This is a genomic window from Kitasatospora sp. NPDC001159 (assembly GCF_053598235.1).
In genome coordinates this window covers 1-26,488 of the sequence record NZ_JBSFJV010000070.1, presented here as the reverse complement: position 1 = coordinate 26,488, position 26,488 = coordinate 1, and the positions used below count along the sequence as shown (strand labels likewise).

26 protein-coding genes and 2 pseudogenes are annotated in these 26,488 nt (G+C 72.4%); 16 read left to right on the top strand and 12 right to left on the bottom strand.

Features of this window, described 5'->3' with window-relative positions:
- Positions 1-67: 67 nt before the first annotated feature.
- The 5 genes and pseudogenes from ACWC9T_RS29070 to ACWC9T_RS29050 all read right to left on the bottom strand — a co-directional run.
- Positions 68-510, bottom strand: a pseudogene (locus ACWC9T_RS29070) (cupin domain-containing protein); the annotation flags it as partial.
- Positions 505-1,381, bottom strand: a pseudogene (locus tag ACWC9T_RS29065) (tyrosine-type recombinase/integrase); the annotation flags it as partial. The pseudogenes ACWC9T_RS29065 and ACWC9T_RS29070, both read right to left, overlap by 6 nt.
- On the bottom strand, positions 1,284-1,553 hold the full coding sequence (locus tag ACWC9T_RS29060) for a hypothetical protein (protein ID WP_449824013.1): 270 nt from the start codon (positions 1,551-1,553) through the stop codon (positions 1,284-1,286). The gene ACWC9T_RS29060 and the pseudogene ACWC9T_RS29065, both read right to left, overlap by 98 nt.
- A 152-nt stretch (positions 1,554-1,705) precedes the next feature.
- Positions 1,706-1,909, bottom strand: coding sequence for a helix-turn-helix domain-containing protein (locus tag ACWC9T_RS29055; RefSeq protein ID WP_449824012.1), 204 nt, complete (start codon positions 1,907-1,909; stop codon positions 1,706-1,708).
- A gap of 140 nt (positions 1,910-2,049) precedes the next feature.
- Entirely contained in the window at positions 2,050-2,451 is a 402-nt protein-coding gene (locus ACWC9T_RS29050; protein WP_449824011.1) for a hypothetical protein, read from the bottom strand.
- A gap of 212 nt (positions 2,452-2,663) precedes the next feature.
- Here ACWC9T_RS29050 and ACWC9T_RS29045 point away from each other — a divergent pair, with 212 nt between their 5' ends.
- The 7 genes from ACWC9T_RS29045 to ACWC9T_RS29015 are packed head-to-tail and all read left to right on the top strand — an operon-like array spanning position 2,664 to position 6,571.
- Positions 2,664-2,855, top strand: coding sequence for a hypothetical protein (locus tag ACWC9T_RS29045; RefSeq protein WP_449824010.1), 192 nt, complete (start codon positions 2,664-2,666; stop codon positions 2,853-2,855).
- Between the two features lie 2 nt (positions 2,856-2,857).
- Positions 2,858-3,214 (top strand): ArsR/SmtB family transcription factor, encoded by a 357-nt coding sequence (locus ACWC9T_RS29040; RefSeq protein ID WP_449824009.1) that lies wholly within the window; start codon positions 2,858-2,860, stop codon positions 3,212-3,214.
- A 20-nt stretch (positions 3,215-3,234) separates the two neighbouring features.
- Positions 3,235-4,920 carry a SulP family inorganic anion transporter gene (locus ACWC9T_RS29035; RefSeq protein WP_449824033.1) on the top strand — a complete coding sequence of 562 codons (1,686 nt, stop codon included), beginning with the start codon at positions 3,235-3,237 and terminating at the stop codon, positions 4,918-4,920.
- Positions 4,921-4,954: 34 nt separating this feature from the next.
- Positions 4,955-5,443 carry an ATP-binding protein gene (locus ACWC9T_RS29030; protein ID WP_449824008.1) on the top strand — a complete coding sequence of 163 codons (489 nt, stop codon included), beginning with the start codon at positions 4,955-4,957 and terminating at the stop codon, positions 5,441-5,443.
- Positions 5,444-5,463: 20 nt separating this feature from the next.
- Positions 5,464-5,643, top strand: a complete 180-nt coding sequence (locus ACWC9T_RS29025; protein ID WP_449824007.1) for a hypothetical protein — start codon at positions 5,464-5,466, stop codon at positions 5,641-5,643.
- Positions 5,640-5,771, top strand: a complete 132-nt coding sequence (locus ACWC9T_RS29020; RefSeq protein ID WP_220450012.1) for a DUF6126 family protein — start codon at positions 5,640-5,642, stop codon at positions 5,769-5,771. The genes ACWC9T_RS29025 and ACWC9T_RS29020 overlap by 4 nt, the downstream gene beginning before the upstream one ends.
- Before the next feature lie 35 nt (positions 5,772-5,806).
- The gene (locus tag ACWC9T_RS29015) at positions 5,807-6,571 is read left to right on the top strand and encodes an IclR family transcriptional regulator (RefSeq protein ID WP_449824006.1); all 765 of its coding nucleotides are present in this window, start codon (positions 5,807-5,809) and stop codon (positions 6,569-6,571) included.
- Between the two features lie 570 nt (positions 6,572-7,141).
- Here ACWC9T_RS29015 and ACWC9T_RS29010 read toward each other — a convergent pair.
- The 3 genes from ACWC9T_RS29010 to ACWC9T_RS29000 form a co-directional block, all read right to left on the bottom strand.
- Positions 7,142-7,840, bottom strand: coding sequence for a response regulator (locus ACWC9T_RS29010; RefSeq protein ID WP_449824005.1), 699 nt, complete (start codon positions 7,838-7,840; stop codon positions 7,142-7,144).
- A gap of 205 nt (positions 7,841-8,045) precedes the next feature.
- Positions 8,046-8,696 carry an Rv1733c family protein gene (locus ACWC9T_RS29005; RefSeq protein ID WP_449824004.1) on the bottom strand — a complete coding sequence of 217 codons (651 nt, stop codon included), beginning with the start codon at positions 8,694-8,696 and terminating at the stop codon, positions 8,046-8,048.
- A 39-nt stretch (positions 8,697-8,735) separates the two neighbouring features.
- On the bottom strand, positions 8,736-9,614 hold the full coding sequence (locus ACWC9T_RS29000) for a universal stress protein (RefSeq protein ID WP_449824003.1): 879 nt from the start codon (positions 9,612-9,614) through the stop codon (positions 8,736-8,738).
- 470 nt (positions 9,615-10,084) lie between these two features.
- Here ACWC9T_RS29000 and ACWC9T_RS28995 point away from each other — a divergent pair, with 470 nt between their 5' ends.
- The 5 genes from ACWC9T_RS28995 to ACWC9T_RS28975 all read left to right on the top strand — a co-directional run bounded on the left by ACWC9T_RS28995 (position 10,085) and on the right by ACWC9T_RS28975 (position 17,638).
- Positions 10,085-11,500, top strand: coding sequence for an amino acid permease (locus ACWC9T_RS28995; protein WP_449824032.1), 1,416 nt, complete (start codon positions 10,085-10,087; stop codon positions 11,498-11,500).
- A gap of 20 nt (positions 11,501-11,520) precedes the next feature.
- Positions 11,521-12,744: an arginine deiminase gene (locus tag ACWC9T_RS28990; RefSeq protein WP_449824002.1), complete on the top strand. Its 1,224-nt coding sequence runs from the start codon at positions 11,521-11,523 to the stop codon at positions 12,742-12,744.
- Between the two features lie 116 nt (positions 12,745-12,860).
- Positions 12,861-13,844 carry a carbamate kinase gene (locus tag ACWC9T_RS28985; RefSeq protein WP_449824031.1) on the top strand — a complete coding sequence of 328 codons (984 nt, stop codon included), beginning with the start codon at positions 12,861-12,863 and terminating at the stop codon, positions 13,842-13,844.
- Between the two features lie 570 nt (positions 13,845-14,414).
- Positions 14,415-16,799 (top strand): phosphoketolase family protein, encoded by a 2,385-nt coding sequence (locus ACWC9T_RS28980; protein ID WP_449824001.1) that lies wholly within the window; start codon positions 14,415-14,417, stop codon positions 16,797-16,799.
- 38 nt (positions 16,800-16,837) lie between these two features.
- Positions 16,838-17,638, top strand: a complete 801-nt coding sequence (locus ACWC9T_RS28975) for a universal stress protein (RefSeq protein ID WP_449824000.1) — start codon at positions 16,838-16,840, stop codon at positions 17,636-17,638.
- Between the two features lie 386 nt (positions 17,639-18,024).
- On the opposite strand, the gene ACWC9T_RS28970 is transcribed toward ACWC9T_RS28975, so the two are convergent.
- Positions 18,025-18,648 (bottom strand): hypothetical protein, encoded by a 624-nt coding sequence (locus ACWC9T_RS28970; protein WP_449823999.1) that lies wholly within the window; start codon positions 18,646-18,648, stop codon positions 18,025-18,027.
- A 129-nt stretch (positions 18,649-18,777) separates the two neighbouring features.
- Entirely contained in the window at positions 18,778-20,346 is a 1,569-nt protein-coding gene (locus ACWC9T_RS28965; protein WP_449823998.1) for an oleate hydratase, read from the bottom strand.
- A 475-nt stretch (positions 20,347-20,821) separates the two neighbouring features.
- Between ACWC9T_RS28965 and ACWC9T_RS28960 the strand changes: the two genes are divergently transcribed.
- The gene (locus tag ACWC9T_RS28960) at positions 20,822-21,268 is read left to right on the top strand and encodes a universal stress protein (RefSeq protein ID WP_449823997.1); all 447 of its coding nucleotides are present in this window, start codon (positions 20,822-20,824) and stop codon (positions 21,266-21,268) included.
- Between the two features lie 65 nt (positions 21,269-21,333).
- Positions 21,334-22,008 (top strand): CBS domain-containing protein, encoded by a 675-nt coding sequence (locus tag ACWC9T_RS28955; RefSeq protein WP_449823996.1) that lies wholly within the window; start codon positions 21,334-21,336, stop codon positions 22,006-22,008.
- 165 nt (positions 22,009-22,173) lie between these two features.
- Here ACWC9T_RS28955 and ACWC9T_RS28950 read toward each other — a convergent pair whose 3' ends face one another.
- Positions 22,174-23,325, bottom strand: coding sequence for a hypothetical protein (locus ACWC9T_RS28950; protein WP_449823994.1), 1,152 nt, complete (start codon positions 23,323-23,325; stop codon positions 22,174-22,176).
- Positions 23,326-23,464: 139 nt separating this feature from the next.
- Between ACWC9T_RS28950 and ACWC9T_RS28945 the strand changes: the two genes are divergently transcribed.
- Entirely contained in the window at positions 23,465-23,731 is a 267-nt protein-coding gene (locus ACWC9T_RS28945) for a hypothetical protein (RefSeq protein ID WP_449823993.1), read from the top strand.
- Here the strand turns inward: ACWC9T_RS28945 and ACWC9T_RS28940 are convergent.
- The gene (locus tag ACWC9T_RS28940) at positions 23,703-25,211 is read right to left on the bottom strand and encodes an aminotransferase class I/II-fold pyridoxal phosphate-dependent enzyme (protein ID WP_449823992.1); all 1,509 of its coding nucleotides are present in this window, start codon (positions 25,209-25,211) and stop codon (positions 23,703-23,705) included. The two genes, ACWC9T_RS28945 and ACWC9T_RS28940, sit on opposite strands and share 29 nt — an antisense overlap.
- A 114-nt stretch (positions 25,212-25,325) precedes the next feature.
- On the opposite strand from ACWC9T_RS28940, the gene ACWC9T_RS28935 reads away from it, so the two are divergent.
- Positions 25,326-26,246 (top strand): LysR family transcriptional regulator, encoded by a 921-nt coding sequence (locus ACWC9T_RS28935; protein ID WP_449823991.1) that lies wholly within the window; start codon positions 25,326-25,328, stop codon positions 26,244-26,246.
- Positions 26,247-26,488: the final 242 nt, after the last annotated feature.

Below are 26,488 nucleotides of genomic sequence, written 5' to 3'. Positions count from 1 at the left end.
TGATCCGGACGCCGCCGAGGCGTGAAGCCGCAGGCGCCGTCGCGGGGCCCGGACGCTGTGCTCCGCACTACCGGGCCCAGCGGTCGGGGGCTGGGGTGCGCGGTCGTAGGCGCTCTCCCTGCGGCCCGAACATGATCAGGTATTCGACCGGTCCGCCGGGTCCGGCGTTCGCGACTCCGTGGGCGGTGCGGGTGTCGAACTCGGCCACGTCCCCGGCGCTCAGGACGAGGTCCTGCTCGCCGAGCGCCAGCCACAGCCGCCCGTACAGGACGCACAGCCATTCGTACCCGTCGTGGGAGACCTGCCGCGGCCGCGCCGGCGGCGCGTCGATGGCAGGCAGGACGTGCTTGTGGCGTGCAGGCCCCCGACGTACCGGGTCAGCGGTAGCACCGTCTTGTCGTTGCCGGAACGCTGCGGCACCGGGGTGCGCGGTCCGGCCACCGCGGCGGGTGCGGTGCCGGCCAGCTCGTCCAGGGAGACGTCGTACGCCTTCGCGAGCCGGCGCAGCAGGCTGGTCACCTCAGCGATGGCCTCCGCCGACGGCTTGAAGTACCGTCGGACGTTCTCCGCCTTCTTGTGCCTCGACTTGGCCATCAGCATCAGCAGGGACGCACCCTGCTCCCCGAGGTGGGTCAGTGAAGAGTGCCGCCACTCGTGCAGGTCCCAGCCGGTGCCCGGCCCGGCCAGCGCGGTGTGCTGGTCGAGCAGCGCGCGGGCCTGGCCGTAGGACAGGCGGGCCAGGCCGGTGTCGGGGCAGACGTCCCGGGCGGAGAGCACCTTGCCGGGGCCGGGGCGGCGGTGGGTGACGAAGACCGGCCCGCGCGTGCGGCCCTTCAGCAGGCGGGGCAGGAGCCGGGCGGCGCCAGCGTCCCAGAACACCGTCTCCAGCACGAAGTCGGCGCGGGCGGCGCCGCGGCGGCGGACCTTGGGCTGGGCGCCCTTGGCCTTCACCGGGCACCAGTCGGCCGGCCAGGTCCAGGTCCTCGATGTTAACGCCCAGGATCTCCTCGGAGCGGGCGCACGTCTCGTAGAGCAGCCGCCACAGGGTCTTCTCCCGCAGGTGGACGTCGCGGCGGGCGATCAGCCGGTCGATCGCCATCTTCGAGCGCACCGGGGTGTCGGAGTCCGGCGGCGGCAGCCGCTTCGCCCAGGCCGGGACCGCCGGCCCGTCGTAGCCGCGCTCGGCGCACCAGCTCGTCCACGAGAGCACCGCGCCGCGGCGGGCGTTCCAGGTGTTCACCGCCGAGCTGCCCCACAGCTGCTCCAGCGCCTCGCCGATCTCGTCATCCGCGACGGCGGCGAGCGGTCGGCCCTCGCCGATCCGCTCGGCGGTCTTCCCGACGGCGATGCCGTAGCTCCGGACGGTGTTCGGGTTGGCGAGCGGCGTTGACCTGCGTCCGGGCCGGGCCGGCGCCGGTGCTGGTCAGCTTGATCCGCAGTGCCTCGACGAGCGCTTCGGCGCCCTGGGCCACGGCGGCGACCCGGGCTCTCGCGTCGCCCAGGATCTCGCGCGGAATGCCACCGAACGCCTGTGTAGCGATCAGCTCGCTCACTTTCCCAGGTCCTCCTGCTGTGCGGCCACGAGCGCCGATGCCCCGTGGGGCCATTACCGTCCCGCGTTTCGGCCCGGAGGTGAAGAGCCCAATGGCACTGTTTCGGCGGCCGCCGACCGGGCAGTCGCCGCCACTTGTTCTGCGGGTCCTGTTCAGCCGCGCGGGGCCGGGCCGCCGCGCGGACGGAAGGTGACGCTGGCCATGGACAGGAGGCGGTGGACGGACCCGTACGACCTTTCGTACTTCTCGGCGATCTCGCGAACGGACGCCCCGGCGTCGTACATCTGGCGCATGTCGCGGGCGAGGCTCTCACGTTCGGCGCCGTTACCCAGGCCGCCTGGGCTGAATGCTGTCATGTTCCGACCCTTCTTCTCCTGCCAGGCAGGGCGAAGCTGCCGCGCTCACCTTCCCGCTGCGGCCGCTCTTGTTGCGAGGGCCGAAGGGCCCCATTCTCGCGGCGGGTGGCGGTACTCGGAAGAGGCTCGCGGACGGGTCGCTACGCAGGGCGCCTCGTTACGGGTGTGCGCGGGTGGCCGCGATCAGCAATGAGCATTCGGACGCCGACCGTACCGCGGAGGGCCAACCAGGGTTGGCCCAGCCGGGGCGCCGTGGGCCGAGCGCACCCTGGGGTCAGGGCCGAGGCCGCCGCGTCACACCTCCAGCTCGGCCTCGATCCGGCGGGCGTGGCGGGCCATGGCCAGGTGGCCCGCGCGTGGTCCAGGACGAGGTAGAGGAACAGTCGCAGCCCCATGTCGGTGGTGCCGGCCGCCGCAAGCTCCAGGTCGTGGGCGGTGCCGAGTGACCCCAGGGCCATTCCGCTGTCGGCGTCGACGACGGAGGCGCCGAGTGCTCCGTCGATGGTCATCGCGTCCTTGGGGGCGCTGTCGATGGTCGTCATCTGTTTCTCCTCGCCGGGTCGTTGGCTTCGAAGGTTACGGATGAGGGCGGCATTGTCGGGGCGATGACCACTGTTGGTCACTATCGCCTCAAGCCGGGCAGATGACGATCTGCAATGATCGTAACTTGAAGAATTCTTCAAGTTCATAGATGATGGTGCCCTGTATCTGGCAGGAGCGTGGCCACGGGGCGATGCCCCTGGCGAGGGGGCACATGAGCGACGTCTTCGACCAGGAGCTTCGCGAGCAGCTCGCCGAGGCCCGCCGGCAGCGGGCAAGCGCTCGGGCGGCAGACGACGAGGACGGCGCGCAGGCGTACGTCGGACGCATCACGCAGCTCCTGCGGATCGCCGCCCACCACGGCATCGAGGTCGAGCGCGCCGCCGAGGAAGAGGAAGAAGACTGAGCATGGCCGTCCCGCTCTACCAGGCCAAGGCGGAGTTCTTCCGCACGCTCGGCCATCCGGCGCGCATCCGCGTACTGGAACTGCTCCGGGACGGTCCGCGCCCGGTGCGTGAGCTGCTCGCCTCGATCGAGATCGAGCCGTCCAGCCTCTCCCAGCAGCTCGGCGTCCTGCGCCGGAGCAACCTGGTCACGGCCACCCGCGAGGGCAACACCGTGGTGTACGCGCTGAGCACGCCGGATGTCGCGGAGCTGCTGCGGGCCGCGCGCCGCATTCTCACCGAGATGATCACCGAGCAGGGGACGCTGCTCGCCGAGCTTCGCGAGGTCGGCGTGCAGGGAGCATCGGAGAAGATCGCGTGAGCGCCACGCAGACCACCCTCATGGGCCGGGCCGCCGGACGAGTCCGGGCCGTCCTGCCGAACCGCGCGATCCTCGCCACCATGGGGCGCTCACCGCGCAAGGACCTGCTGGCGGGCCTGACGGTGGCGATCGTCGCCCTGCCGCTCGCGCTCGGCTTCGGCGTCGCCTCCGGCGCCGGCGCCGAGGCCGGGCTGGCCACCGCCGTGGTCGCCGGCGCCCTGGCCGCGATATTCGGCGGCTCCAATCTCCAGGTCAGCGGCCCGACTGGCGCCATGACCGTGGTCCTGGTGCCGATCGTGCACCGGTACGGCACCTCCGGCGTCCTCACCGTCGGCCTGATCGCCGGCGTGCTGCTGATCGCTCTCGCCCTCGGTGGGGCCGGCCGTTTCATGGCCTACGTGCCCGCGCCGGTCGTCGAGGGCTTCACCCTCGGCATCGCCGGAGTCATCGGGCTCCAGCAGGTGCCCGTCGCCCTTGGCGTCAAGAAGGGTGACGCCGAGAACGTCGTGGTCGTCGCCGGACAGGCCCTCGCGAACTTCGCCCGCCACCCGCACCCGGCCGCGCTCGCCGTGGCGCTCGCCGTCGCCGCGGTGATGCTCGTCGGCGCACGGCTGCGTCCCGGCATCCCGTTCTCACTGCTCGCCGTCGTCGCTGCGACCTTGGTGGCCCACTTCGCCCACCTGGACGTGGCGACCATTGGCCACCTCCCGGCCGGACTGCCGCTGCCGTCGCTGGGCTTCCTCGACCTCGGCGCGGTTCCGCACCTGCTCACCGCCGCCCTCGCGGTCGCGGCGTTGGCGGCGCTGGAGTCATTGATGTCAGCGACCGCCGCTGATGCGATGAGCGTGTCCGAACGTCACGACAGTGACCGGGAGTTGTTCGGCCAGGGCGTCGCCAACCTGGTCGCCCCGTTGTTCGGCGGCGTCGCCGCCACCGGCGCGATCGCCCGTACCGCCGTCAACGTCCGCTCCGGGGCCGCCTCCCGGCTCGCCGCCCTGGTGCACGCGGCCGTGCTCGCGGTGGTCGTCTTCGTCGCCGCGCCGCTCGTCGAGAGCATCCCGCTGGCCGCGCTCGCAGGCGTCCTGATCGCCACCGCGGTCCGGATGGTGGAGGTCGCCTCGCTGCGGGCGCTGGCCCGCAGTGGACGCGGCGAGGCCGCCGTCCTGGTGCTCACTGCTGCCGCGACCCTGGCCTTTGACCTGGTCACGGCCGTCATCGTCGGTCTGGCCGCGGCCGGCATCCTGGCCCTGCGTCAGGTCGCGCGGTCCGCGAGGCTTCAGCAGGTGCCGCTGCATGACGGTCTGGCTCCGGCCGACCATCACGAGGAGGAGCAGGCGCTGCTCGCCGAGCACATCGTCGCCTACCGGATAAACGGCCCGGTGTTCTTCGCGGCCGCACACCGCTTCCTGCTCCAGCTCGCCGAAACCACCGACGTCAAGGCCGTTATCCTGCGCCTGTCCCACGTCACCGCGATCGACTCCACCGGCGCCCTGGTGCTGGGCGACGCGATCGGCAAGCTGGAACGGCGCGGCATCCTTGTCCTGGTCTCGGGCATACAGGACGGCCACCGGCGGACCCTTGACGCCCTCGGCGTCCTGGACACCCTCCAGCAGCAGGGGCGGGTCTTCGCCCACACGCCCGACGCCATCGCCCACGCCCGTACTGAGCTGCACACCACCGGCGTCCTGGCGGACGCCACGGTATGAAATGGAGTGGACCGATGACCGCACCGTGCGAGCCTTGGCGGTGACCCGCCGCTCGGGACGCCGGAACTGGCGAGACTGGGAGCGAGTCCCGCAGGCCCGCGAGGACCCGCCCATCGACGCCGGGCGACACCTCACGCTGTCCCTCCCGACACTCGCGCCCACGATCCCGCTGGCCCGGCGCACCGCGCAGATCCGCTTCACCACGTGGGGCCTGCCGGGCGGCGCCGCCGTCCTGGACGCCGCTTTGCTCATCGTCACCGAACTGGTGACCAACTGCGTGCGCCATGCCGCCGAGCGCTCACCCCAGCTCGGGCTGACCCTGAGCCTCGGCGACAGCTACCTCGAAGTCCTGGTGGCCGATCAGCACCCCAGGGTGCCGTCGGTGCCCGCCACCGGCGGTCTGAGGGTGATCGCGGAACTCGTCCACGACTTCGGCGGGCGCCTCGTCATCACCCCCTCCACCCTGAACACGGGTAAGACGGTCCGCGTCCAGCTGCCGCTTCCCACCAAGCCCGCACCCTAGCCCGACCCGGAAGGACGTCCTTGCGCTTCGAGATCACCCCCTACGACGACCACGGCACCCCCACGACCGCCGATGTCGTCGACCTGACCGCCCTGCGCGAACGGCTCGCCGAGGCTGCCGTCACCGGCCAGCGCCTGCACATCCGTCCGAGGCCCCGCCACGACCGCCCCGCCACCCGACAGCAGGAGCACCGACCATGAGCAGCGCCACCGGCGACGAGAAGAAGCGGCGCAAGGCCATGCTCATCCGGGCCGGGATCTACATCCTCGGCACCCACCTGTTCGCCGGCTTCGTCATCCTGCTCTTCGCCCTCGGCAACCGCCACTGAGCCCGGCCGCCGAACGAACGCCGAGCAGACGTCCAGTGTCCCGCCCCATCCAGTCGCTGACCCGCGCGACCGCCATCCTGCGCCTGCTCGCCGGCGGTGAACGCCGGCTCGGCCTCGCAGACGTCGCCACCTCCCTGGGGCTGGCCAAAGCCACCGCACACGGAATCCTGCGTACCCTGCGCGAGGAAGGGCTCGTCGAACAGGACCCCGACAGCGGCAAGTACCAACTTGGCCCCGAACTCCTGCGCCTCGGACAGAGCTACCTGGACGTGCACGAGCTGCGCGCCCGCGCCCAGCTGTGGACGGACGACCTCGCCCGCGCCTCGGGCGAGACTGTTCACCTCGGCGTCCGGCACCAGGACGGGGTGCTGATCGTCCACCACGTTTTCCGCCCCGACGACAGCCGCCAGGTCCTAGAGGTGGGCACCATGCAGCCGTTGCACGCCACCGCCCTCGGCAAGGTCCTGCTGGCCCACGACCCGTCGTTGCACCGGAACCCGCCCAGCCTGACCTGCGAGGCATTTACCCCGTGCAGCCCCACGGGCGGCGCCGACGTCGCCGGCGAGGCTGAGCTGATCCGTCAGCGCGACTGGGCCGCCTCGGTGGAGGAGGCCTGGGCGGGCACCGCGTCGGTGGCCGCGCCGGTCCGCGACCGTCCGGGGAACGTGGTCGGGACATTGGGCGTCAGCGGCCCGGTGGAGCGCATCTGCGACGGCGGGACCGTACGGCCCGGCCTGGTGAGTGTTGTTCGGGACACCGCGCGTGCGATCTCCCGTGACCTGGGCGCCGGGTTGCGTTGAACCTGCGGGTGCTTGGGCCCGCTGTGCCCAGGTCGGTCCGTGCCGACGAGTGGCGCGGGAGCATGAGGGAGGGAGGACTTCGCCGGGGTCGAGCAGAAGTACGTCCGCCGGGCGTTGGGCGAGATCCCCCAGGACGAGGCGAACCGACGGTTCCCCACGAGCGACCGACCAGGGCGGCCGAACTTCCGTCAGTCGAGTGACGGCTGTGGGCGGCGATCTCGGTGCGGAACCGCTCCACGGTGATCCCGGTGAGTATCAGCACCTCGTCGGCGTGGAAGGCGACGAGTGCGCCAGCGACCGCCCGGAGGGACTCGGACCCGGCGGGGCGCGCAGGAGGACGCCACTGTCGCCATCGAGCCGGTATCGGACCGGATGGACGGCCGGAAGCGCGCCGACGGTGGAGACGACGCGCCCGATCGACGTCCTCGCCAACAGGTGCAGGCAGTACCGCTCGTCCAGCGGCGCGGTGTCAGGTGTCATGGCATTGATGCTCGTCCTGCTCCGGCGGGCAGGGCAGAGCCGTTGGTCCCCGCAGGACGGCCGGGCGGTCCGACCTGTCGGTGTCGGGTCTCAGCGGACGAGCCGTCCTGCCGTGTGGTCGTGGGCGGCCAGGGTCTGGGTGGCGATGATGGCGGCCTGGACGCGGCGTTCGACGCCGAGCTTGGCCAGCAGCCGGGAGACGTGGTTCTTGACGGTCTTCTCGGCCAGGTAGAGCCGCTCTCCGATCTGACGGTTGGTCAGGCCCTCCCCGACCAGGGCGAGGATCTCCCGCTCCCGTTCGGTGAGCTGGGGGAAGTCGGGGGCCTGCGGGGCCGCCTCGCCGCGCAGACGGGCCATCAGCCGGGTGGTGGCGCCGGGGTCCAGCATCGACTGCCCGGAGGCGACCGTGCGTACGGCCGAGACCAGGTCGGTGCCGCTGATCTGCTTCAGCACGTACCCGGCGGCGCCGGCCATGATGGCGTCCAGCAGCGCCTCCTCGTCGTCGAAGGAGGTGAGGACCAGGCAGGCCAGCTCGGGCATCCGCGAGCGCAGCTCGCGGCAGACCGTCACACCGTCGCCGTCCGGCAGGCGCATGTCCAGGATCGCGACGTCCGGGCGCAGCGCGGGGACGCGGGCCAGCGCCTGGTCGACGGTGGCGGCCTCGCCGACCACGGTGAGGTCGGGCTCGGCGTCCAGCAGGTCGTGTACGCCTCGGCGGACGACCTCGTGGTCGTCGAGCAGGAACACCTTGACCGGGGGGCTCGCCTGGGCTGCTGTCCTGTCCGCCATCGAATCTCCGTACTCCTGGACCCGCCACCGGAGTGGGCGGGCGAGACCTTGGGCAGTCTGCCGTGTGCTGCGGTGCGCGCAACAGGGCCGGACGGCCCTATTCGGGCAACGGGCGCGGGGAGTCAGGGGTCTGTCCCGTGCCCGTGTGCCGACCGGTCGCTGCCCCTGCGGGCCCGTTCGGAGCGGGCCCGCGGGCGGCGCTGGTTCAGCCGCGCCGGGAGTCGTCATTGCTGGGCTTGCGGAAGGCGCGTCCGGTCCAGACGGGTTCGAGTTCGGCCCAAGCGTGCTGCCAGGCCGCGTCGGCCTGGCGGTCCAGGCTGGTCATCCGGAGGCCGAGGCCGCAGGTGGTGAGTACGAGCAGGCAGCCGAGGACGAACAGGCCGACGCAGACCGCGTCGGAGACCAGGTTGGCGGTGCTGGGCGGGGCGGTGGCCGGCTGCCCGGTGTCGCCGACCCAGATGTCGGTGGTGGAGCCCGTCCGGGCCGGCCGGGTCAGCCCGACCGTGCCGGTGTTGTGCTGCCCAGCGGGGTAGGTCCACGCTGCGGTGGCCTGGTAGCGGTCGGCCGTGGCGCCGAAGATGCCGGCCGCCGGCCGGGCCGGGGTGAGCAGGACGGCGTCGAGGCGATGCAGGTGGGGTGCCGCCGCGGCTGCGCGGCGTTCTGCCGAGCCGAGGTGCGCCCAGGCGGACGCGGCGCCGAGCAGTGCCGCCAGGGTGACCGCGAGTGCGGCGAGGACCAGTGAGCGGCTGCGGGCACGGTCCACAGACCGGGCCAGCTCATTGCGTTCGGTGCCGAGGGCCCGGCGCAGGTGGCGGCGCCAGGGGAGGGCGGGACGGGTGCGGCGCGTACTGGGCATTGGTGGATCCTTCACAGACTGGCGGGCAGAGCGCCGGGCTCACGGGTGTGGGACCACCGCGACAGGGGCGGGGGAGTGGTGGAGCGCGGCATGGGCGACGGGACCGAGCCGCATCCCCAGGGGGTGGTGGCGGTGGTCGTGCCGGCCGACGACGACGAGGTCGGCGCCCGTGGCACAGTCCACGACGGCGCGGGCGGCCCCGCCGAGCCGGGTCTCGGCGATCACCTCGACGTCCGGGTGGGCGGCTCGTGCGGCGGCGAGGGCCCCGGCCAGCACGGCCCGCTCGGTGGCCTCCTGAGTGGCGGCGTCCACCTGGGGCGGCACCCAGCCAGCGGCCGTCCACGCGGGTACCAGGTCCCAGCCGTGGGCGGCCCGTAGCCGCACCCGCCGGCGGGCGGCCTCGGTGAACGCGAAGTCGAGGACCGCGTCGGAGGGGTGGCGGGCGTCGACCCCGACGACGATCTCGCGGTGGGCCGGTCCCTTGCCCCGGGGCGCGGTGCTCCCGTCCGCCCGGACCAGAACCAGCGGGATGCCGACGCGTGCCGCCACCGCGAGACCGACCGAGCCGACCAGCAGCCCGGCGAAGCCGCCGAGCCCGCGTGAGCCGAGGACGAGAAGCTCCTGGCCCTTGGCCGCGGCGACCAGCGCGTCGGCCGGGTCGTCGCCAACCTCGGCGGTCTCGATCGAGAGCCCGGGGTGAGCCCGGCGGATCCGTTCGGCGGTGTCGGCCAGCGCCCGCAGCGCGGCCGGGCGCAGGTCTCCGGCCAGGGAGCCCTCGGCGTACTCGGTGTTCAGCCAGGGCCAGGCGTGCAGGATACGCAGGTCGGCGCCGCGGCGGACCGCCTCCTCGGCGGCCCACCGGGCCGCAGCCTCGCTCTGTGGTGATCCGTCGAACCCGGTCAGAACACAGCGCGTCATCTCGTTCTCCTCAGTGGTGGTCAGGTGACGTACGGCCAGGACACCTCCAGGTCCTGTGTAGAGAACGCTGTCGGCGGCGACCCGGGTGGGCATAGGGGCCGAGTGGGCCGTCCGGAGGGCCGCTGGTCCCTGACCACAGCGGACCCGCACCGGACCCGCACCGGGCCGGTGCGGCGTCCTGGCCGGAGACGCCCGGTCGGCCCGCCCGCGGCCTCGGGACCATCGGGGCACGGCGACGGGACCGCCGGCGACGCAGACAGGGCCGTCGGTCCCTGGGACGGCACCCGGCCGCAACCCGAGGATCTTCACCGTGAGCGACGGGCGAACCGGTGCCTGTCCGTCTCCCTGAGCACATCGCGAAGGAGCGCCTGATGTCCGCACACGACCGCAGAGAACCACTGCAGAGAAAGCCGGATGACGGTCAGCCGGGAAACGGCGGCGGCTTCGGCCTGCCGGCCGCGACCGCGCTGGTGGTCGGCAGCATCATCGGCACAGGGGTGTTCGCGCTGCCGTCCGCGCTCGCGCCGTACGGTCCGATCGCGCTGGTGGCGTTCGTCCTGGTGACGATCGGCGCGCTGGCTCTGGCGGTCACTTTCGGGCGGCTGTCGGAGCGGGTGCCGGGCAGCGGCGGCCCGTACGTCTACGCTCGGGAGGCGTTCGGCGAGTTCGCCGGGTTCCTCACCGCGTGGTCGTACTGGATCACCGCCTGGGCCGGCAACGCCGCGATCGCGGTGGCCTGGGTCGGCTACGTCGAGGTGTTCGTCAACAAGGGCCACCACACCTGGGGTTCGATAGCCATCGCGCTGGCGGGCCTGTGGCTGCCCGCGATCGTCAACCTGGCCGGCGTGCGCGCCATCGGGGCCGTCCAGGTCGTGACCACAGTGCTGAAGTTCCTGCCGCTGGCGTTCATGGCCACGGCCGGCCTGCTCTTCGTGAAGTCCGGCAACTTCGGCGCCTTCAACGCGAGCGGAGGCTCGGCGCTCGGGGCCGTCTCGGCGGCGGGGGCGATCGGGCTGTTCAGCTACATCGGCCTGGAGACCGCCTCGGTGGCGGCCGGGCGGGTACGGGAGCCGAAGCGCAACGTGCCGCGGGCGACCGTGTACGGCACACTGGCCTGCGCCGCGATCTACCTGCTGGGCACCCTGGCCGTGTTCGGCACCGTGTCGCACGCCCAACTCGGCTCCTCCGCAGCGCCGTTCACGGAAGCCGTGAACAACATCGCGGGCGGCCACTGGGCCGGCAACCTGGTCGCCGCGGCCGCGATCATCTCCGGCATCGGCGCGCTCAACGGCTGGACCCTGATCTGCGCGGAGATGCCGATGGCCGCCGCCGCCGACGGGCTCTTCCCGGCGGCCTTCACCAAGGTCCGCGGCCGCGGCGAGGTGCCGGCCTTCGGCATCGTCTCCGCGACCGTCCTCGCCTCGCTGCTCACCGTGGTCAGCTACACCCGCTTCACCAAGGTCTTCACCGAGATCGTGCTGCTGAGCGTGCTCACCGCGGTCATTCCGTACCTGGTCTCGGCGGCCGCCCAGCTGTACTGGCTGGTGCAGCACGGCCGCGAGGAGCTCGACCGGCGCCGCTTCGCACGGGACATCGCCGTCACCGTCCTGGCGCTGGCCTTCTCGTACTGGTCGATCCAGGGCAGCGGCTACCAGACCGTCTACTACGGCCTGTTCACCATCCTGCTCGGCATCCCGGTCTACATCTGGCTGAAGCGCCCGCACGCCCGACCCGCGACGGGCGTCCTCACCGGCACCGGCACCCCGCTCGCCGACATCGGGCCGGCCCGCGGCGACGAGACGCTGCCGAAGGCGGCCCGCACCGCCCGCCCGGTCGGCCTGCCGACCATCCTCCGCCGCGCGCTGCTGCCGCGCCACCAGCACTGAGAACCAAGGAGCACACCGACATGTCCACTCTGCGTGTCGACTCGGAAGCCGGCCGGCTGCGCCAGGTGATCCTGCACCGCCCGGGCCTGGAACTGGCCCGGCTGACCCCGCGCAACGTCGACGACCTGCTCTTCGACGACATCCTGTGGGCCAAGCGCGCCCGCGAGGAGCACGACGCCTTCGCCCAAGTGCTGCGCGACCACGGCGTGCGCGTCCACCACTACGCCGACCTGCTCGCCGAGACCCTCGAACTGCCACCGGCCCGCACCTGGCTGCTCGGCCAGGTCGTCACACCGGCCACCGTCGGCCCGGCCCTGGTCGACCCGGTTCGGGAGCTGTGCGGGCAACTCGACGGCACCACGCTCGCCGAGTACCTGATCGGCGGCGTCCTCAAGGACGACCTGCCGATCAGAAACCCGCACAGCCTGCTCTGGAAAACCCTGGGCAAGCAGGACTTCGCCCTCCCGCCCCTGCCCAACCACCTCTTCCCGCGCGACAACTCCTGCTGGATCGGCCCCCGTTACAGCCTCAACCCGATGGCCAGGCCCGCCCGCCGCCGGGAGACCCTGCACACCGCCGCGATCTACCGCTTCCACCTGCTGTTCGCCGAGACCGCGCCGCCGCTGCTGGACGGCACCTCGGCAGGCCCCGGGCTGAGCCTGGAGGGCGGCGACGTCCACGTGATCGCCCCGGGCGTGGTCATGGTCGGCATGGGCGAGCGCACCACCGCCCAGGCCGTCGAGCAACTCGCCCAGAACCTCTTCCTGTTCGGCGCCGCGCACCGGCTGATCGCCGTCCGGCTGCCGGAGAGCCGGGCGTTCATGCACCTGGACACCGTCATGACGATGATCGACCGGGACACCTTCGCTGTCTACCCGGGGCTGGCCGACCGGCTGCGCTCATGGACCCTCACCCCCGCCCCCGAACGGCCCGCCGGCTTCGACGTCGTCCCGGACAGCGACCTCGCCGCCTCACTTGCCGAGGCCCTCGGCCTGGACAAGGTCCGCTTCCTCTCCGCCGAGCAGGACGCCCGGGCCGCCGAGCGCGAGCAGTGGGACGACGGCAGCAACTTCCTCGCCCTGGAGCCCGGTGTCGTCGTCGGCTACGAGCGCAACACCACCACCAACACGTACCTGCGCAAGCAGGGCGTCGAGATCGTCACCATCGCCGGCTCCGAGCTCGGCCGCGGTCGCGGCGGCCCACGCTGCATGAGCTGCCCCATCCAGCGCGACCCCGCTAACTGATCCCTCCCGAAGGGAAACCCGCCATGACCGTCAACCTGCACGGCCGGCACTACCTGCGCGAACAGGACTTCACCCCCGCCGAGGTCCAGGTCGCCCCCCCTGGGGAGGAACTGACCATGCGCATCGTCGCCGCAATCGGCGGAAACGCCCTGCTCCAGCGGGGCGAATACCCCGACGCCGACGTTCAGTTGCACCACGTTCACCAGGCCGCCCGCTCGCTCGCCGAACTCGTCGAGGCCGGGCACGAGGTGGTGATCACTCACGGCAACGGCCCGCAGGTCGGCCTGCTCGCCGCCGAGAGCGAGGCGGACCCGGCCCTGAGCGCGCCCTACCCGCTGGACGTTCTCGGCGCGCAGACCCAGGGCATGATCGGCACCCTCCTCGCCCGCGAACTGACGAGCCGGCTGCCGGGGCGCGCGGTGGCCGCCGTCGTCACCCACACCGAGGTCGACCCGCACGATCCGGCCTTCCGACAGCCGAGCAAGTTCATCGGCGGCCAACTCACCGAAGCCCAGGCCCGCCTGATGGAGAACGAACGCGGCTGGACCACCGCCCGGGATGGCGACCGCCTGCGTCGCACGGTCCCCTCTCCCCGGCCGGTGGCGATCGCCGAGGTCCCGATCGTCCGCAACCTGCTGGCCGCCGGAACGGTGGTGATCGCCGCCGGCGGCGGTGGAATCCCGGTCACCCGCGACCCCGACACCGGCCGGGTGCGCGGCGTCGAGGCGGTCGTCGACAAGGACCTCACCGCCGCCCTGCTCGCCGAACAGCTCGACGCCGACGCCCTGCTGATCCTCACCGACGTCACCCACGTGTTCACCGGCTTCGGCACCAGGCACCCCCGTCCGCTGCTCACCACCACCCCCGAGGGGCTGCGCGCACTGGACCTGCCCGAGGGCTCGATGCGGCCCAAGGCCGAAGCCGCCGCCTCCTTCGCCGAGCGCACCGGCGGGCTCGCCGCGATCGGCCCGCTCGACAACGCCCTCGGCATCCTCCTCGGCACCACCGGGACCACCGTCCTCGCCTCCGCGGAGGAGGGGAAGCAGGAGCCCAAAGGCCCCGCGCAGGGGACCATCGCCTCTCGGGCCGGCCACGCGTAACGGGCGCCCACACGGACCGGGCTGAGCTGTCATCGGAATCGGTTCCGTTTCTCGCCTGCCCAGGGAAGTCGAATCCGGGGTTGTGGGTCGATCCTCACTCCTCGGCACCGGCGGCGTGGCCGGGGAATCTCCGGCAATGCCGTCAGGACCATGTGGACGACCGACACGAACCGTCTCGTACCGGGACCGTCATCCGGACCGGCCGCCCGTCCGGAGGATGGCCCGGCGGCGGATGCCGGCTCGATCGGCATGACGCGGCCGACTGTTCCTGTCCGGTGAAGGGCAGAGGCCAGAGAGCCGGGCGGAGACGGACTCGTATGGAGGACCCGCGTGTTCGGTGGACACGAGGAGGCGGTGGACCCCACCGCCTCCGGGGCCGCAGGTCCCGCTCGGTCCGTCAGGCTGCGGCCGTCCGGGTGATGCAGGCGGCATGGTGGGTCGTACGTCCTTCCCCCGGGGCCGGGATTGTAGCCCGGTCGGCCCTGTGCCCGGCCGAATGCGCGGCGGGACGATGGGATGGTCCGCCGTCGGCGGCCGGCGAAGCCCACCGATCCCGAGGAGATCCCAGCCATGTCCGCAGTCGTCAGCCCGGCCCCCGGTGAGCTGTCCGAACAGGAGTTGCACGCGCTCGACGCTCACTGGAGGGCCGCCAACTACCTTGCGGCGGGCCAGATCTACCTGATGGCGAACCCGCTGCTGCGCGAGCCGCTGCGCCCCGAGCACATCAAACCCCGGTTGCTGGGCCACTGGGGCACCTCGCCCGGCCTCAACCTGGTGCACACCCACCTCAACCGCGTGATCAAGGACCGAGACCGCGACGCCGTCTGCGTCTGGGGCCCCGGGCACGGCGGGCCCGCCGTCCTCGCGAACTCCTGGCTCGACGGCAGCTACACCGACACCTACCCCGACATCACGCGCGACGAGGCCGGCATGGCCCGGCTGTTCCGCCAGTTCTCCTTCCCCGGTGGCGTGCCCAGCCACGTCGCTCCCGAGACGCCCGGCTCCATCCACGAAGGCGGGGAACTCGGCTACGCACTCTCGCACGCCTACGGCGCCGCCTTCGACAACCCCGGCCTGCTGGTCGCCTGCGTGATCGGCGACGGCGAGGCCGAGACCGGCCCACTGGCGGCCTCCTGGCACGGCAACAAGTTCCTCGACCCCGTCCACGACGGCGCCGTCCTGCCGATCCTCCACCTCAACGGCTACAAGATCGCCAACCCGACCGTGCTCGCCCGCCTGCCCGAGGCGGAGCTCGACGCCCTGCTCCGCGGCTACGGCCATTTCCCGCTGTACGTCGGCGGCGACGACCCGCTGACGGTCCACCGCGCCATGGCCGAGGCCATGGACACCGCCCTCGACCGGATCGCCGCCATCCAGCACGAGGCCCGCGCCGGCGGCAGCATCCGCCGACCCCACTGGCCGCTCATCGTGCTGCGCACGCCCAAGGGCTGGACCGGTCCGGCCGAGGTGGACGGGCTGCCGGTCGAGGGCACCTGGCGTGCGCACCAGGTCCCGCTCGACCAGGTCCGCGACAACCCCGCGCACCTGCGGCAGTTGGAGGACTGGCTACGTTCCTACCGGCCGGAGGAACTCTTCGACGAACACGGCCGCCCGGCGGCGCGGGTACTCGACTGCGTCCCCGAAGGCACCCGCCGCCTCGGCGCCACCCCGCACGCCAACGGCGGCCTGCTGCTGCGAGACCTGCCGATGCCGTCCCTGGAGCGCTACGCCGTCCGGGTTGACAAGCCCGGTACGACGCTGCATGAGCCGACCCGGGTCCTGGGCGACCTGCTCGCCGACCTGACGGCGGCCACCGCCGAACGCCGTGACTTCCGCCTGGTCGGTCCGGACGAGACCGCCTCCAACCGCCTGCAAGCCGTCTACCGGGCGACCGGAAAGGCCTGGCAGGCCGACACCCTGCCCGTCGACGAGCACCTGGCCCGTGACGGCCGGGTGCTGGAGATCCTCTCCGAGCACACCTGCCAGGGCTGGCTGGAGGGCTACCTGCTGACCGGCCGACACGGCCTGTTCTCCTGCTACGAGGCCTTCGTCCACATCGTCGACTCGATGGTCAACCAGCACATCAAGTGGCTGCGCACCACCCGCGCGCTGCCCTGGCGGGCGCCGATCGCCTCGCTCAACTACCTGCTCACCTCCCACGTCTGGCGCCAGGACCACAACGGCTTCTCCCACCAGGACCCGGGCTTCGTCGACCACGTCCTCAACAAGAGCCCCGAGGCCGTCCGGGTGTACTTCCCGCCGGACGCCAACACCCTGCTCGCCACCGCCGACCACGTGCTGCGCAGCCGCGACTACGTCAACGTCGTGGTCGCCGGCAAGCAGCCCTGCTTCGACTGGCTCACCCTCGACGAGGCCCGCGCCCACTGCGCCCGCGGCGCCGGCATCTGGACATGGGCCGGCACCGACGACGGCACCCGCGAGCCCGACGTCGTCCTCGTCTGCGCCGGGGACGTCCCCACCCAGGAGGTCCTGGCCGCCGCCGACCTGCTCCGCCGGCACCTGCCCGACCTCCGCGTCCGGGTGGTCAACGTGGTCGACCTGGCCCGACTGATGCCCGCCGAGGAGCACCCGCACGGCATGCCGGACGCCGAGTTCGACGCCCTGTTCACCCGGGACCGGCCGGTGATCTTCGCCTACCACGGCTATCCGTGGCTGATCCACCGCCTCGCCTACCGCCGGGCCGTCCACCCACACCTGCACGTGCGCGGCTACAAGGAGTCCGGCACCACCACCACGCCCTTCGACATGGTCGTCCGCAACGACCTCGACCGCTACCGCCTCGTCATGGACGTCATCGACCGCGTCCCCGGCCTGGCCGTACCAACCGCCGCCCTGCGCCAAGAGATGGCCGACCAGCGCACCCGCCACCACGACTGGATCCGCGAGCACGGCACCGACCTGCCCGAGGTCACCGACTGGACCTGGCAGGGCTGACCCGAAACCGGGGGAGCGACCACGAGGAGACGATCACCATGGACCTGCCCGTCGCCGTCGGAGTCGACGGCTCCGACGCCAGTCTGGCGGCCGCCGACTGGGCCGCCCGCGAGGCGCTGCTGCGGGACCGGCCGCTGCGCGTCCTGCACGCCCTGCCGCTGATGCCCCATCTGCTCCCTTCCTGGACCGCGCCCGCTCGGTCCGGCGCTGAACTCCTCCACGAGGTCCAGCACCTCCTCGCGATGCGCTACCCGCGCCTGCGGATTCGCACCGAGGAGGCCCACGACACCGTCACCGCGACACTGCTCGCCGCAGGCGAGGACGCCGACCTGCTGGTGCTCGGAGCACGCGGGAGCGACGGGTTCCCGCAGTTGCGCGTCGGCTCCACAACCCTGCACCTCGCCGCCCGTGGCGGCTGCCCCACGGTGGTGATCCCGCCGGAACCCCCGGGCCCGCAGCCGCGCGAGCAGGTGGTGGTGGGTGTGGACGCCCGCCGCCCGGCCGAGGCAGCGCTCGACTTCGCCTTCGCCGCCGCACACCGCTACCGACTGCCGCTGCGGGCCGTCCACGCCGGAGCCGCGCCGCCGACGGGCCGCGGCAGTGAGGCCGCACTGCTCGCGGGCGCCCTGGCGTTCTGGAAGGCGGCCCACCCCGGGGTCGAGGTCCTTGAGGACGTCGAGCACGCCGGACCGGGCCGGACGCTGGTCGAGGTCTCCGGCAAGGCACGGCTTCTGGTGCTGGGCCGACGGCCCGTCGGCGCGGTGGGCCTGCTCGGTCCGGTGGCCCACGCCGTCCTGCACCACGCCGCCTGCCCGGTGGCCATCGTGCCCGATTCGTGAGCAGGGTCCTGTACCCGGGACCTTCGGGACCGGATGCAGGGCTTCCCGGCCCCTGAACCGACCGCCGACCAGACGGCCGCGGCCCGGGAGGTCTTCACCACCCACGGCCTGCACGCCGTCTGACCGCACCTTCCGCGCCGCTCCCCGGCGTGTCGTCCAGTTCCCGCCACGGCGCCACGCCGAGGAGCTTCGTCCTGCCCGGAACTCGGTTACCTCCGGCGGTCGCGAGAATCCCGGCCGAACGTCGCGGGCGGACTCCGCCGGTCACGGGTTGCCCGGCGGGGCCGGGCAACGGTCCCGAGAGCGGCCTGCGGCACGCGCAACGCGCACCGGCCGGCCGCGACGATGGTGTCGCGGCCGGCCGGTGTGGTGTCGGCGGCTGGGGGTCAGCGCAGCCAGGGGCGGTCGCGCACGACCGGGAGGGCGGCCCAGCGGCGGCCCAGGCCCCAGCTGTTGCCCGCACCGGTGGCGGCCAGCGCGATGAGCAGCAGGGCGTAGACGACGTGGTAGTCGGCGACCGGATTGCTGGATCCGCTGGCCGCGCCGTTGGCCAGGTGGCGGGCGGGCGGCCATTCGGCGGCCCACATCAGGGCCAGCAGCACCGTGCCGCTTGCCGCGGCGATCCGCAGGCCGACCCCGCCGATGAGGGCGAGGCCGATGCCGAGCAGGCCGAGCATGAACAGCCAGTCGGCCCAGGCCTGTCCGGCCCAGTGGTGGAAGGTGGACTGCAGCGGGCCGGCCGAGACGTGGCCGAGGAAGCCCTTGGTCGGTGATCCGCCGTTGACCCACGAGCTGGCGCTCCTGGTGGCGTAGCCGAGGCCGAAGGTCTTGTCGAGGAACGCCCAGAGGAAGACGAAGCCGAGGCTGACCCGCGCGGCGGCCAGGGCCGTGGCCGCGGCGGCCGTAGCCGCGCCGGCGGCGGCTCGGTCGGCCGGCTGCGTGGTGCGGTGGTGGAGCCCGGCGGTGAGGCGGCGGGGCATCCGAGGTGCGTGGGCGTGGTGGACGGCCATGGTGAACTCTCCTTCACTGGAATTGGTGCCGGAGCGGTGAGTTGGTGGGCCTCGAAGGCGTGATGCGGTGGGCGTGAGGTTGCGGGCGGTTTAGGAGGTGCCGGGTTCTGCGCCCGGCCCCTGCTGCCGTCACTTGCGGTGCATGGTGTGCAGGGCCTGGGCCAGGACGTTCGGGTTGTGGTGGCCCTTGTGGACGGCCGGGGGCCGCCGGTCGAGGCCGAGGAGCCCGGCCACAGCCGTCCAGGCGGTGCGTACGGAGTACTCGACGGTGAAGACCACGTCGTCGGGGACCTCGGCGTACTGGCCGATGAAGGCGAGGTTGGTGGATCCCTCCGGCACGACCTGCGGCCGGTCGCCCTGGCTGCGGACCAGGAACTGGCTGGTGATGTACGGCATCAGGCAGGGGACGACGGTGGACGTCCCGGCGACGCGCTCGGCGGTGGCGGCGTCCACGGCCAGGTGCCGCAGGACCTCCTGGAGGATCTCCTCCCCGCTGCACTCCCGCATCGGCTTCTGGACGAAAGTCCCGGGCTCGTCGGGGAAGAGGCCGTAGCCCCACCAGACCGAGACGTCGTCAGGCTGCTGCTGGTAGACCGGCTGGCGGTTGACCACGATGGTGAGCAGCCAGGGGGAGTCGGTGAGGGTGAGCAGGCCGCCGCGGCCGGTGGCACGGCCGGTGAACTCCTCCATCCAGTCTAGGAACGCCGGGTCCTTGGCGGTGACGGTGAAGGACTCCCAGGTGGAGTCCTTGACGCTGTGGTCGAAGACAGCCGGGTGGCCGAAGTCCTCGCGGCCGCGCGCGATCCGGTGCCACAGCAGGAAGGAGTCGGGGCTGAGGGAGGTGTCCGGATCCTCTGGCGGGGCGGTGTGGGAGCCGAAGGCGGAGTCGGCCGTCATCGAGCCGTTGGTGACGAACACGAGGTCGTCCTCGGCGACCGGGATGTCGGCGTGCGCGCCGGTGAAGTGGATGCGCTCGACGCTCGTGCCCGGCCCGTGCCGGAAGGCCAGGTCCGCGACCCGGTGGCCGGTGTGGAGGTGGACGCCCTGCTCCAGGAGCCGGGCGGTGAGCGGGCGGACGATCGAGTCGTACTGGTTGTAGCGGGTCCGGTAGATCCCGGACATCGTCTGGAACTCCGGGAAGAGGTGGACGAAGCGCTTGAGGTAGCGCCGGAACTCGATCGCGCTGTGCCAGGGCTCGAACGCGAACGTGGTGCACCACATGTACCAGAAGTCCGTACGGAAGAAGCTCTCCTCGAAGCAGTCGGTGATCCGCTTGCCGTCCAGCAGCCGCTCCGGCGTGGCCAGGCACTTCACCATTTCCAGGCGGTGCCGTTCCGAGAAGCCCATGGCGTGCCCGTCCGCGATCACGCCGCCGGCGCGCACCAGGCGGGCGGCGTCGTCCCACGGGGACTCGTCGTGGGAGTCGTAGATGTCCTGGGTGACCGACTTCGCCGGGTCGTCTAGTGACGGGATGCCGGAGAGCAGGTCGTAGGTGCAGCGGAACTGTGCCTCGAACATCCGCCCGCCGCGCATCGTGTAGCCCGCTTCCGCGGTGCCGCCCGCGTCCAGGCTGCCGCCGACCTCGTCCTGCGCCTCGAAGATGTGGATGTCACGGCCGGCGAAGCCGCCGTCACGGATCAGGAACGCTGTCGCGGACAGGGCGGCGATGCCGCCACCGACCAGATACGCCTTCGCCATTGGACAACTCCTCAACTCTGCCGCGCCGAAGCCGGTGTGCGTGAGCAACCGGTCGGCCCTCGCGGCGTTCTGCCGATGGGATTGGACCCCGCGGGACGGGATGTGGATGCCAGCGTGCTCTCGGCCGCCGGGCGCGGTCTGTGGGCCATTGGTCACGACAGGCGGCACAACGGTCCCGGTGGCGTCGGCTTCGGGTCCCGGCCGCGCTCAGCGGCGATCCCGGTGACCGGACGGCCGTCAGGACGGCGAGCAGGCCAGACACACGCACCCCGTGGCCGAGCGAGCGCACCACCACCCCGGCTACGCCATGACGCGGGCTCATGGACCTCTTTCCGGAGGAACCTCCTCTCGCCCTGGTGCCGCAGCCGTGTCCGCAGGCGGGCTGAAGGTCCCGGCAGCAAGGCCCCCTCAGGCCCTCGCCGCACCGAGCCGGTCGCCCGATGGTGGAGACAACCGCAACGAGAGGGAGCACACCGTGACCGAGCAGACCGAGACGCAGCGGCGGATCGTGGTCGGCGTGGACGGCTCGCCGTCCTCCATCGACGCGCTGCGCTGGGCCGTGGACCAGGCCCGTGCGCGTGGCGCCGTCGTCGAGGCGGTGACCGCCTGGCAGTACCCGGTGGCCACCGGCTGGACCGTGCCGATCACGGCCGACGAGGACCTCGCCGACATCGCGCACAAGGTGCTCGACGACGCCATCGCCGAGGCGACCGACGCCGAGCGCCCGGGCGAGATCCAGGCCCGGGTGGTCGAGGGCGGCGCCGTGCCGTGCCTGCTCGACGCGGCGCACGGCGCCGACCTCCTGGTCGTCGGCAGCCGGGGCCACGGCGGCTTCACCGGCGCACTGCTGGGATCCGTCAGCCAGCACTGCGTCCAGCACGCGAAGTGCCCCGTGGTCATCGTCCGCCACCCCAGCGACTGAGCCCGCGAACCCCGCACCTCACCCCAGGACCCCCGCCACCGTCCACCAGAAAGGAGAAAGCCACCATGCGACACCGGATCGTGGGAGAGCTGATGACCCACGCCGTCGTGCACGTACGACCCGACACCGGCTTCAAGGAGATCGCCCGGCTGCTCGCCGAGCACGACATCACCTCCGTACCCGTCCTGGACCACGAGGACCGTCCGCTCGGACTGGTCTCCGAGGCCGACCTGCTGCTCAACGAAGCCGCCCAGGAAGACCCCGCCGGCCTGCTGCTCACCCCGGACCTGCCGCCGCGCGACCGCGCCCGCAGCCGAGCCACCACCGCCGAGGGCCTGATGACCAGCCCGGCCGTTTGCGCCCGGCCCGAGTGGACCGTGGTCGAAGCCGCCCGCCTGATGCAGGGCAAGAACCTCAAGCGGCTCCCCGTCGTCGATGAGGCAGGACGTCTGGTCGGCATCGTCAGCCGCAGCGACCTGCTGCGCGTCTTCCTGCGGCAGGACCGGGCGATCCGCGAGGAGATCCGCCGGGACGTCCTCGACCGCACGCTGGGACTGTCCCCGGACGCCATCGACATCCAGGTCCACGAAGGCCGGGTCACCCTGGCTGGCACGGTCGAGCACCGTGCCCTGGTGTCGGTGGTGGAGCGGCTGTGCCGCAGCGTGGACGGCGTCGTCGACGTCACCAGCAGCCTCGGCTTCCACACGGAAGACACCACGGCCCTGCACCCGGTCCGCTGACCCACGGTGCAAGCCGACCGGAGCCCGGTGCCCCGCCTGAGGGGGCACCGGGCTCCGGTCGTGTGCGGCGCCGACGCACTTGGCGTCGCGCAAGGGAGAAACCCTGAGTGGGTTTGTCGATTCCGCGTGTGACCGTGCCGGTCGCCCTGTCGGGTGCGGGGCGCCTCAGATCAGCCGGTCGCGGTTGCGTGCGGCGGCTGCGCGGACGAGTTGGGCGAAGCGTGCGCGGCTGTGGTGCTGGTGCGCTTCGGCCTCACGTTCCTCGTCACCGTTCTCGGTGTCGTCCTCCTCTTCGTTGTCGAGTTCGTCGTACTCGCTGTGGAGGAGCCAGCAGCCGTGGATACCGGCGAGGAGGTCTTCAAGGAGGTCGCGGGCCGGGCGTTTGGGGTCGAGCGGGGTCAGGCGCAGGGCGACGTCCTCGATGTCCGGCTCCTCGTCGTCGCCGGTGTACTCGGCGAGGGTGTCCTCGAAGTCGTCGAGTTGCTCGCGCAGGGCGGCGGGGTCGGGCAGGAGGCCGTCGGCGACGTGCATGGCGTGGCGGACGAGGGTGGTGACGGCGTCGTTGGGGGAGGCGCCGGAGTCGAGGATTTCCAGGACGAGGGTAGGCGTCTCGTGGGGGAGGGCCTCGATGTCGTCGGCTTCGAGGAGGACCGCGGTGGGGTTCTGGCCGGAGGCGTCGGCGGCGACCTCGGCCGCGGCGGCCAGCCAGTGGGCGGCTGCGACCGAGGCGGCGGTGGGGTCGATGTCGGAGAACAGCGCTTCGGGCCCGAAGGGGTCCTGTTCGAGGAGCCGGTCGGCGGCGGCGACCTGGACGGGGGAGGCGTCCTCGCGGCTGAGCAGCACGGCTTGCTGGGCGCGGCCGGTGAGGTCGCCGCGTTCGGCGCTCTCCACGGCGGCGAGTTCGGTTGTGGTCTCGGCGAGCACGGCTTTGGTGAGATGCGGGTTGTCGAGGGGGCGCAGGGCGCGGCCGACCTGATGGGCGGACTCGATGAGGGGGCTGTAGGAGACGGTCACCGAGCCGCCCTGGGGGAGGTTGGGTTGGGAGATCGCCTCGGTGATCTCGTTGAAGGCTTGGCGTTCTTGCTCGCGTCGCCAGCCCTCGCTGTTGGGCTCCAGGGAGCCGGCGGCGCTGGCGGGGTGGGTGTAGGTATGCCAGGCGGCGTCCGACAGTTGGGTCAGGGCTCGGGCCAGGCGCAGCAGCGCGGCGGTGTCCGTGCTGGTAGGGAGGGCGGCGATGCGGGTGGTGAGGTCGCCTTCGCCGGTGCCCCAGGCGGCGGTCAGCTCGTTCCGGTCGGGGTCGACGCAGTAGCGGGTCATGAAGCCCTACTTCCCGGGATGTGCTTCGAAAGGTGCTCGGCACGCAGCCTGCCCTATTCTGACGCATCGCCAGCTGCTCTGCGGGCAGCCGCTGCACGGCCCGGGTCGCGTCGACCGCCTGGTCCTGGTGGGCTGCGCGATGTTCCTGCCCGACCCGGACACCGCCGAGCAGGCGGCCCTGGACGCCCTCCTGCACGCCCTCACCCCCAGGGCCGAGGCCGCCGCCCGGGGCGACCTGGCCGGCGTCATCGACGCCTACCTGAACGTCTGGGCCACCCACGTCACCTCCGACCAGCGCGCCCGCCTGGCCGAGATCTACACCGTGGCGGTGAGTGCTACGCCCGAGTGGAGCCGGGGTGGATTGGGTGGGGAGGCATTCATCCGGCGGTCTCGCCGTCGGTGGTGAGGACGCGGAGCGTGGTCACGTGTGGGTCCACTGCGCCGCGGACGTGGCCGTGGGGGGCGGCGACCGTTTGGTGGAGGAAGTCGACGAGTTCTGTGCTGATCAGTTCGCCCGGGAGAACGTTCGGGATGCCGGGCGGGTAGGCGGCCAACGTGTCGGCGGAGACTCGCCCGGCGGCCTGCCTCGCCAGGACGACCTCGCTGGGCGCGAGGAAGGCCTGACGGGGCGCCAGCACCACGGGTCCGGGCTCGGGCAGCTGGGTCAGGGACGCGGACCGGGCGGGCGCGGCCGTCCGCGGCAGCGCGTGCAGGGCGTCGACGAAGCGGTCGGCGTCGTGGGCCGCGCCGGCGCCGACGACCGCGACGACGGCGGCGTGCGTGGCGACCTCGACCAGCACACCGTGCTCTCGCATGAGCAGCCGGCGCGCCTCGTGGCCGGAGAGACCGCCGGCCAGCACGTCGACCGCGACGCGCAGCGGATCGGCGCCGGCGATGTCTGCGAAGCGGCGGAAGCCGTCGCTGACCACGCGGAAGCGGCCACGCTCGCGGATCGCGGCGCGCATCCGCTCTGCCTGCTCGATCGAGTCGCCGATCCGCTCACCGCCGCGCGCGAGCGCACGCCGGGCCAGATCCAGGGAGCTGAGCAGCAGCGCGCTGGCGCTGGTCGACTGGGTGAGGTGGAAGGCTCGGTCGAGCAGGGGCTCCAGCTGGTCGGCGTAGGGGCCGTCGGCAAGGTGCAGCATCGCGGACTGGGTCAGGCTGCCGCCGAGCTTGTGGGTGCTGGAGACCACCAGGTCGGCGCCGTTGGCCAGGGCGCCCGCGGGCAGATCCGGGTGGAAGCCGAAGTGGGAGCCCCACGCCTCGTCCACGATCAGCGGCACGTCGTGGGCGTGCGCGGCCTGCGCGATCTCCCGCACGTCGGCGACCGCGCCGAAGTAGCTGGGCGTCACCACATAGGCCGCGATGGCGTCGGGGTGCTGCTCCAGGGCTGCGGCCACGGAGCGGGCGGTGACGCCGTGGGCAATGCCCAGCCCGGTGTCGACGGACGGCAGGACGAAGGCGGCGTTCAGGCCGGACAGGACGAGACCGTCGATGACGCTGGAGTGGACGCTGCGCTGGACCACGATCCGGCTGCCCAGCGAGGCGAGGGCCAGCGTGACGATCCGGTTCCCCTGGGAGGCGCCGTTGGTGAGGAACCAGGTCCGACGCGCACCCCAGGCCGCGGCGGCCAGGCCGAGGGCCTGGTCGAGCGGGCTGTCCGCGCCCAGGTCGACGCCGTCGAGCAGCGGAGGCAGATCCAGGCGGAGCGGCTGCTCGCCGAGCACGCCCGCCAGCTCGCCGAAGCGGTCCGCTGCGGCGCCGTGGCCGGGGACGTTCAGCCGCTGCCAGTCGCGGGTGCCGAAGGCGCGCACGGCGTCTGCGTAGGGGGCGCGGGCCTGGTCCGCGCTGAGCCGGGCGGTCGTGGGGGAGGGGGCGGTGCTCATGAGGTGGAGCGTGCCACGTCTCATCCGCCAGTAGAAGACTGCACTTCTCTGGAGATCTCCATACTCTGTCTGTAGCCGGGCTGGCACCGGACACACCACCGGGAGAGGCCCGCGATGTTCGAGATCCGTCAGTTCCAGGTCCTGCGGGCCGTCGCCCGGGAGGGCTCGCTGGCGGCGGCCGGCCGCTCACTCGGGTTCAGCCAGCCCACTATCACCCACCACCTGACGGCTCTCGAAGCGCGAGCGCGCACCCCGCTGGTCCGGCGCGGAGCCCGCGGCGCCGTGCTCACCCCTGCCGGAGCGCTGCTGCTCACCCACGCCGAAGCCGTGCTCGACCGCGTCCAACTGGCCGAGCACGAGCTGCGGACTTTCGTCGAGAGGGGCGCCGCGACCCTGCGGATCGGCACCTTCCCCACGGCCGGAGCCCTGCTTCTGCCACCCGCCGTGAAGAAGCTCCACGAGCAGGGCATCGAGGTATCCCTGTCAGAGGGAGAACTGCCATATCTAATAGACGAGTTGGCCGCCAAGCGGCTCGACGCCGCGCTCGTCTTCGCAGCACCGGGCGAGGTCCTCGATCTCGGGGAGCAGTTCGAGATCCATCCGTTGCTGGACGACCCCCTCGAACTCGTCCTGCCGGCCGACCATCCGCAGGCGCGGGAGCCCCGCGTCCGCCTGCCCTCGCTCCGCGAGGAAGGATGGATCATGGGCAACTCGGACTGGGACCCGGTCGATCAGGTCCTCGTCCGGGCCTGCGCACACACGGGCTTCGAGCCGGTCCGCGTGATGCGCACCGACGACTACGCGGTGCTCCAGGGCTTCGTCGCCGCAGGCGTTGGCATCGCACTCCTCCCCCGCCTCGGCATCACCGCCGACCGCACCGACCTGGCGATCCGCCCCCTGGACGTGTCCGACTCCACCACGGCACTCTCCCGAAGGATCAGCCTCGCCCTCCCAGCCGGAGCCACCTCCGCCGCCGGCCGGCTCCTGCAGGCGCTGCGCGCCCAATCACAACGCCTCCAGCAGACGTGGAACTGAAGCCCTCCGAACCCGACGCGACCCTGTCCGGCTGCGGGAGTGTCATGAATTCCCGGCTGTCGGCCGTAGGCGGCGCCGCGTATCACTGGGGTAGTCCACCGGGGACCTCGGACCTATCCGTTGGGCGCTGTCACGTTGGCCGACCGGGTGAGATGATCTTCTGATCGATCACGGCGGAGGGGGATCATTCGTGGAGAGCACGTCGCCGTCGTACAGGGGTCACCGGCACCCGGTCGAGGCCA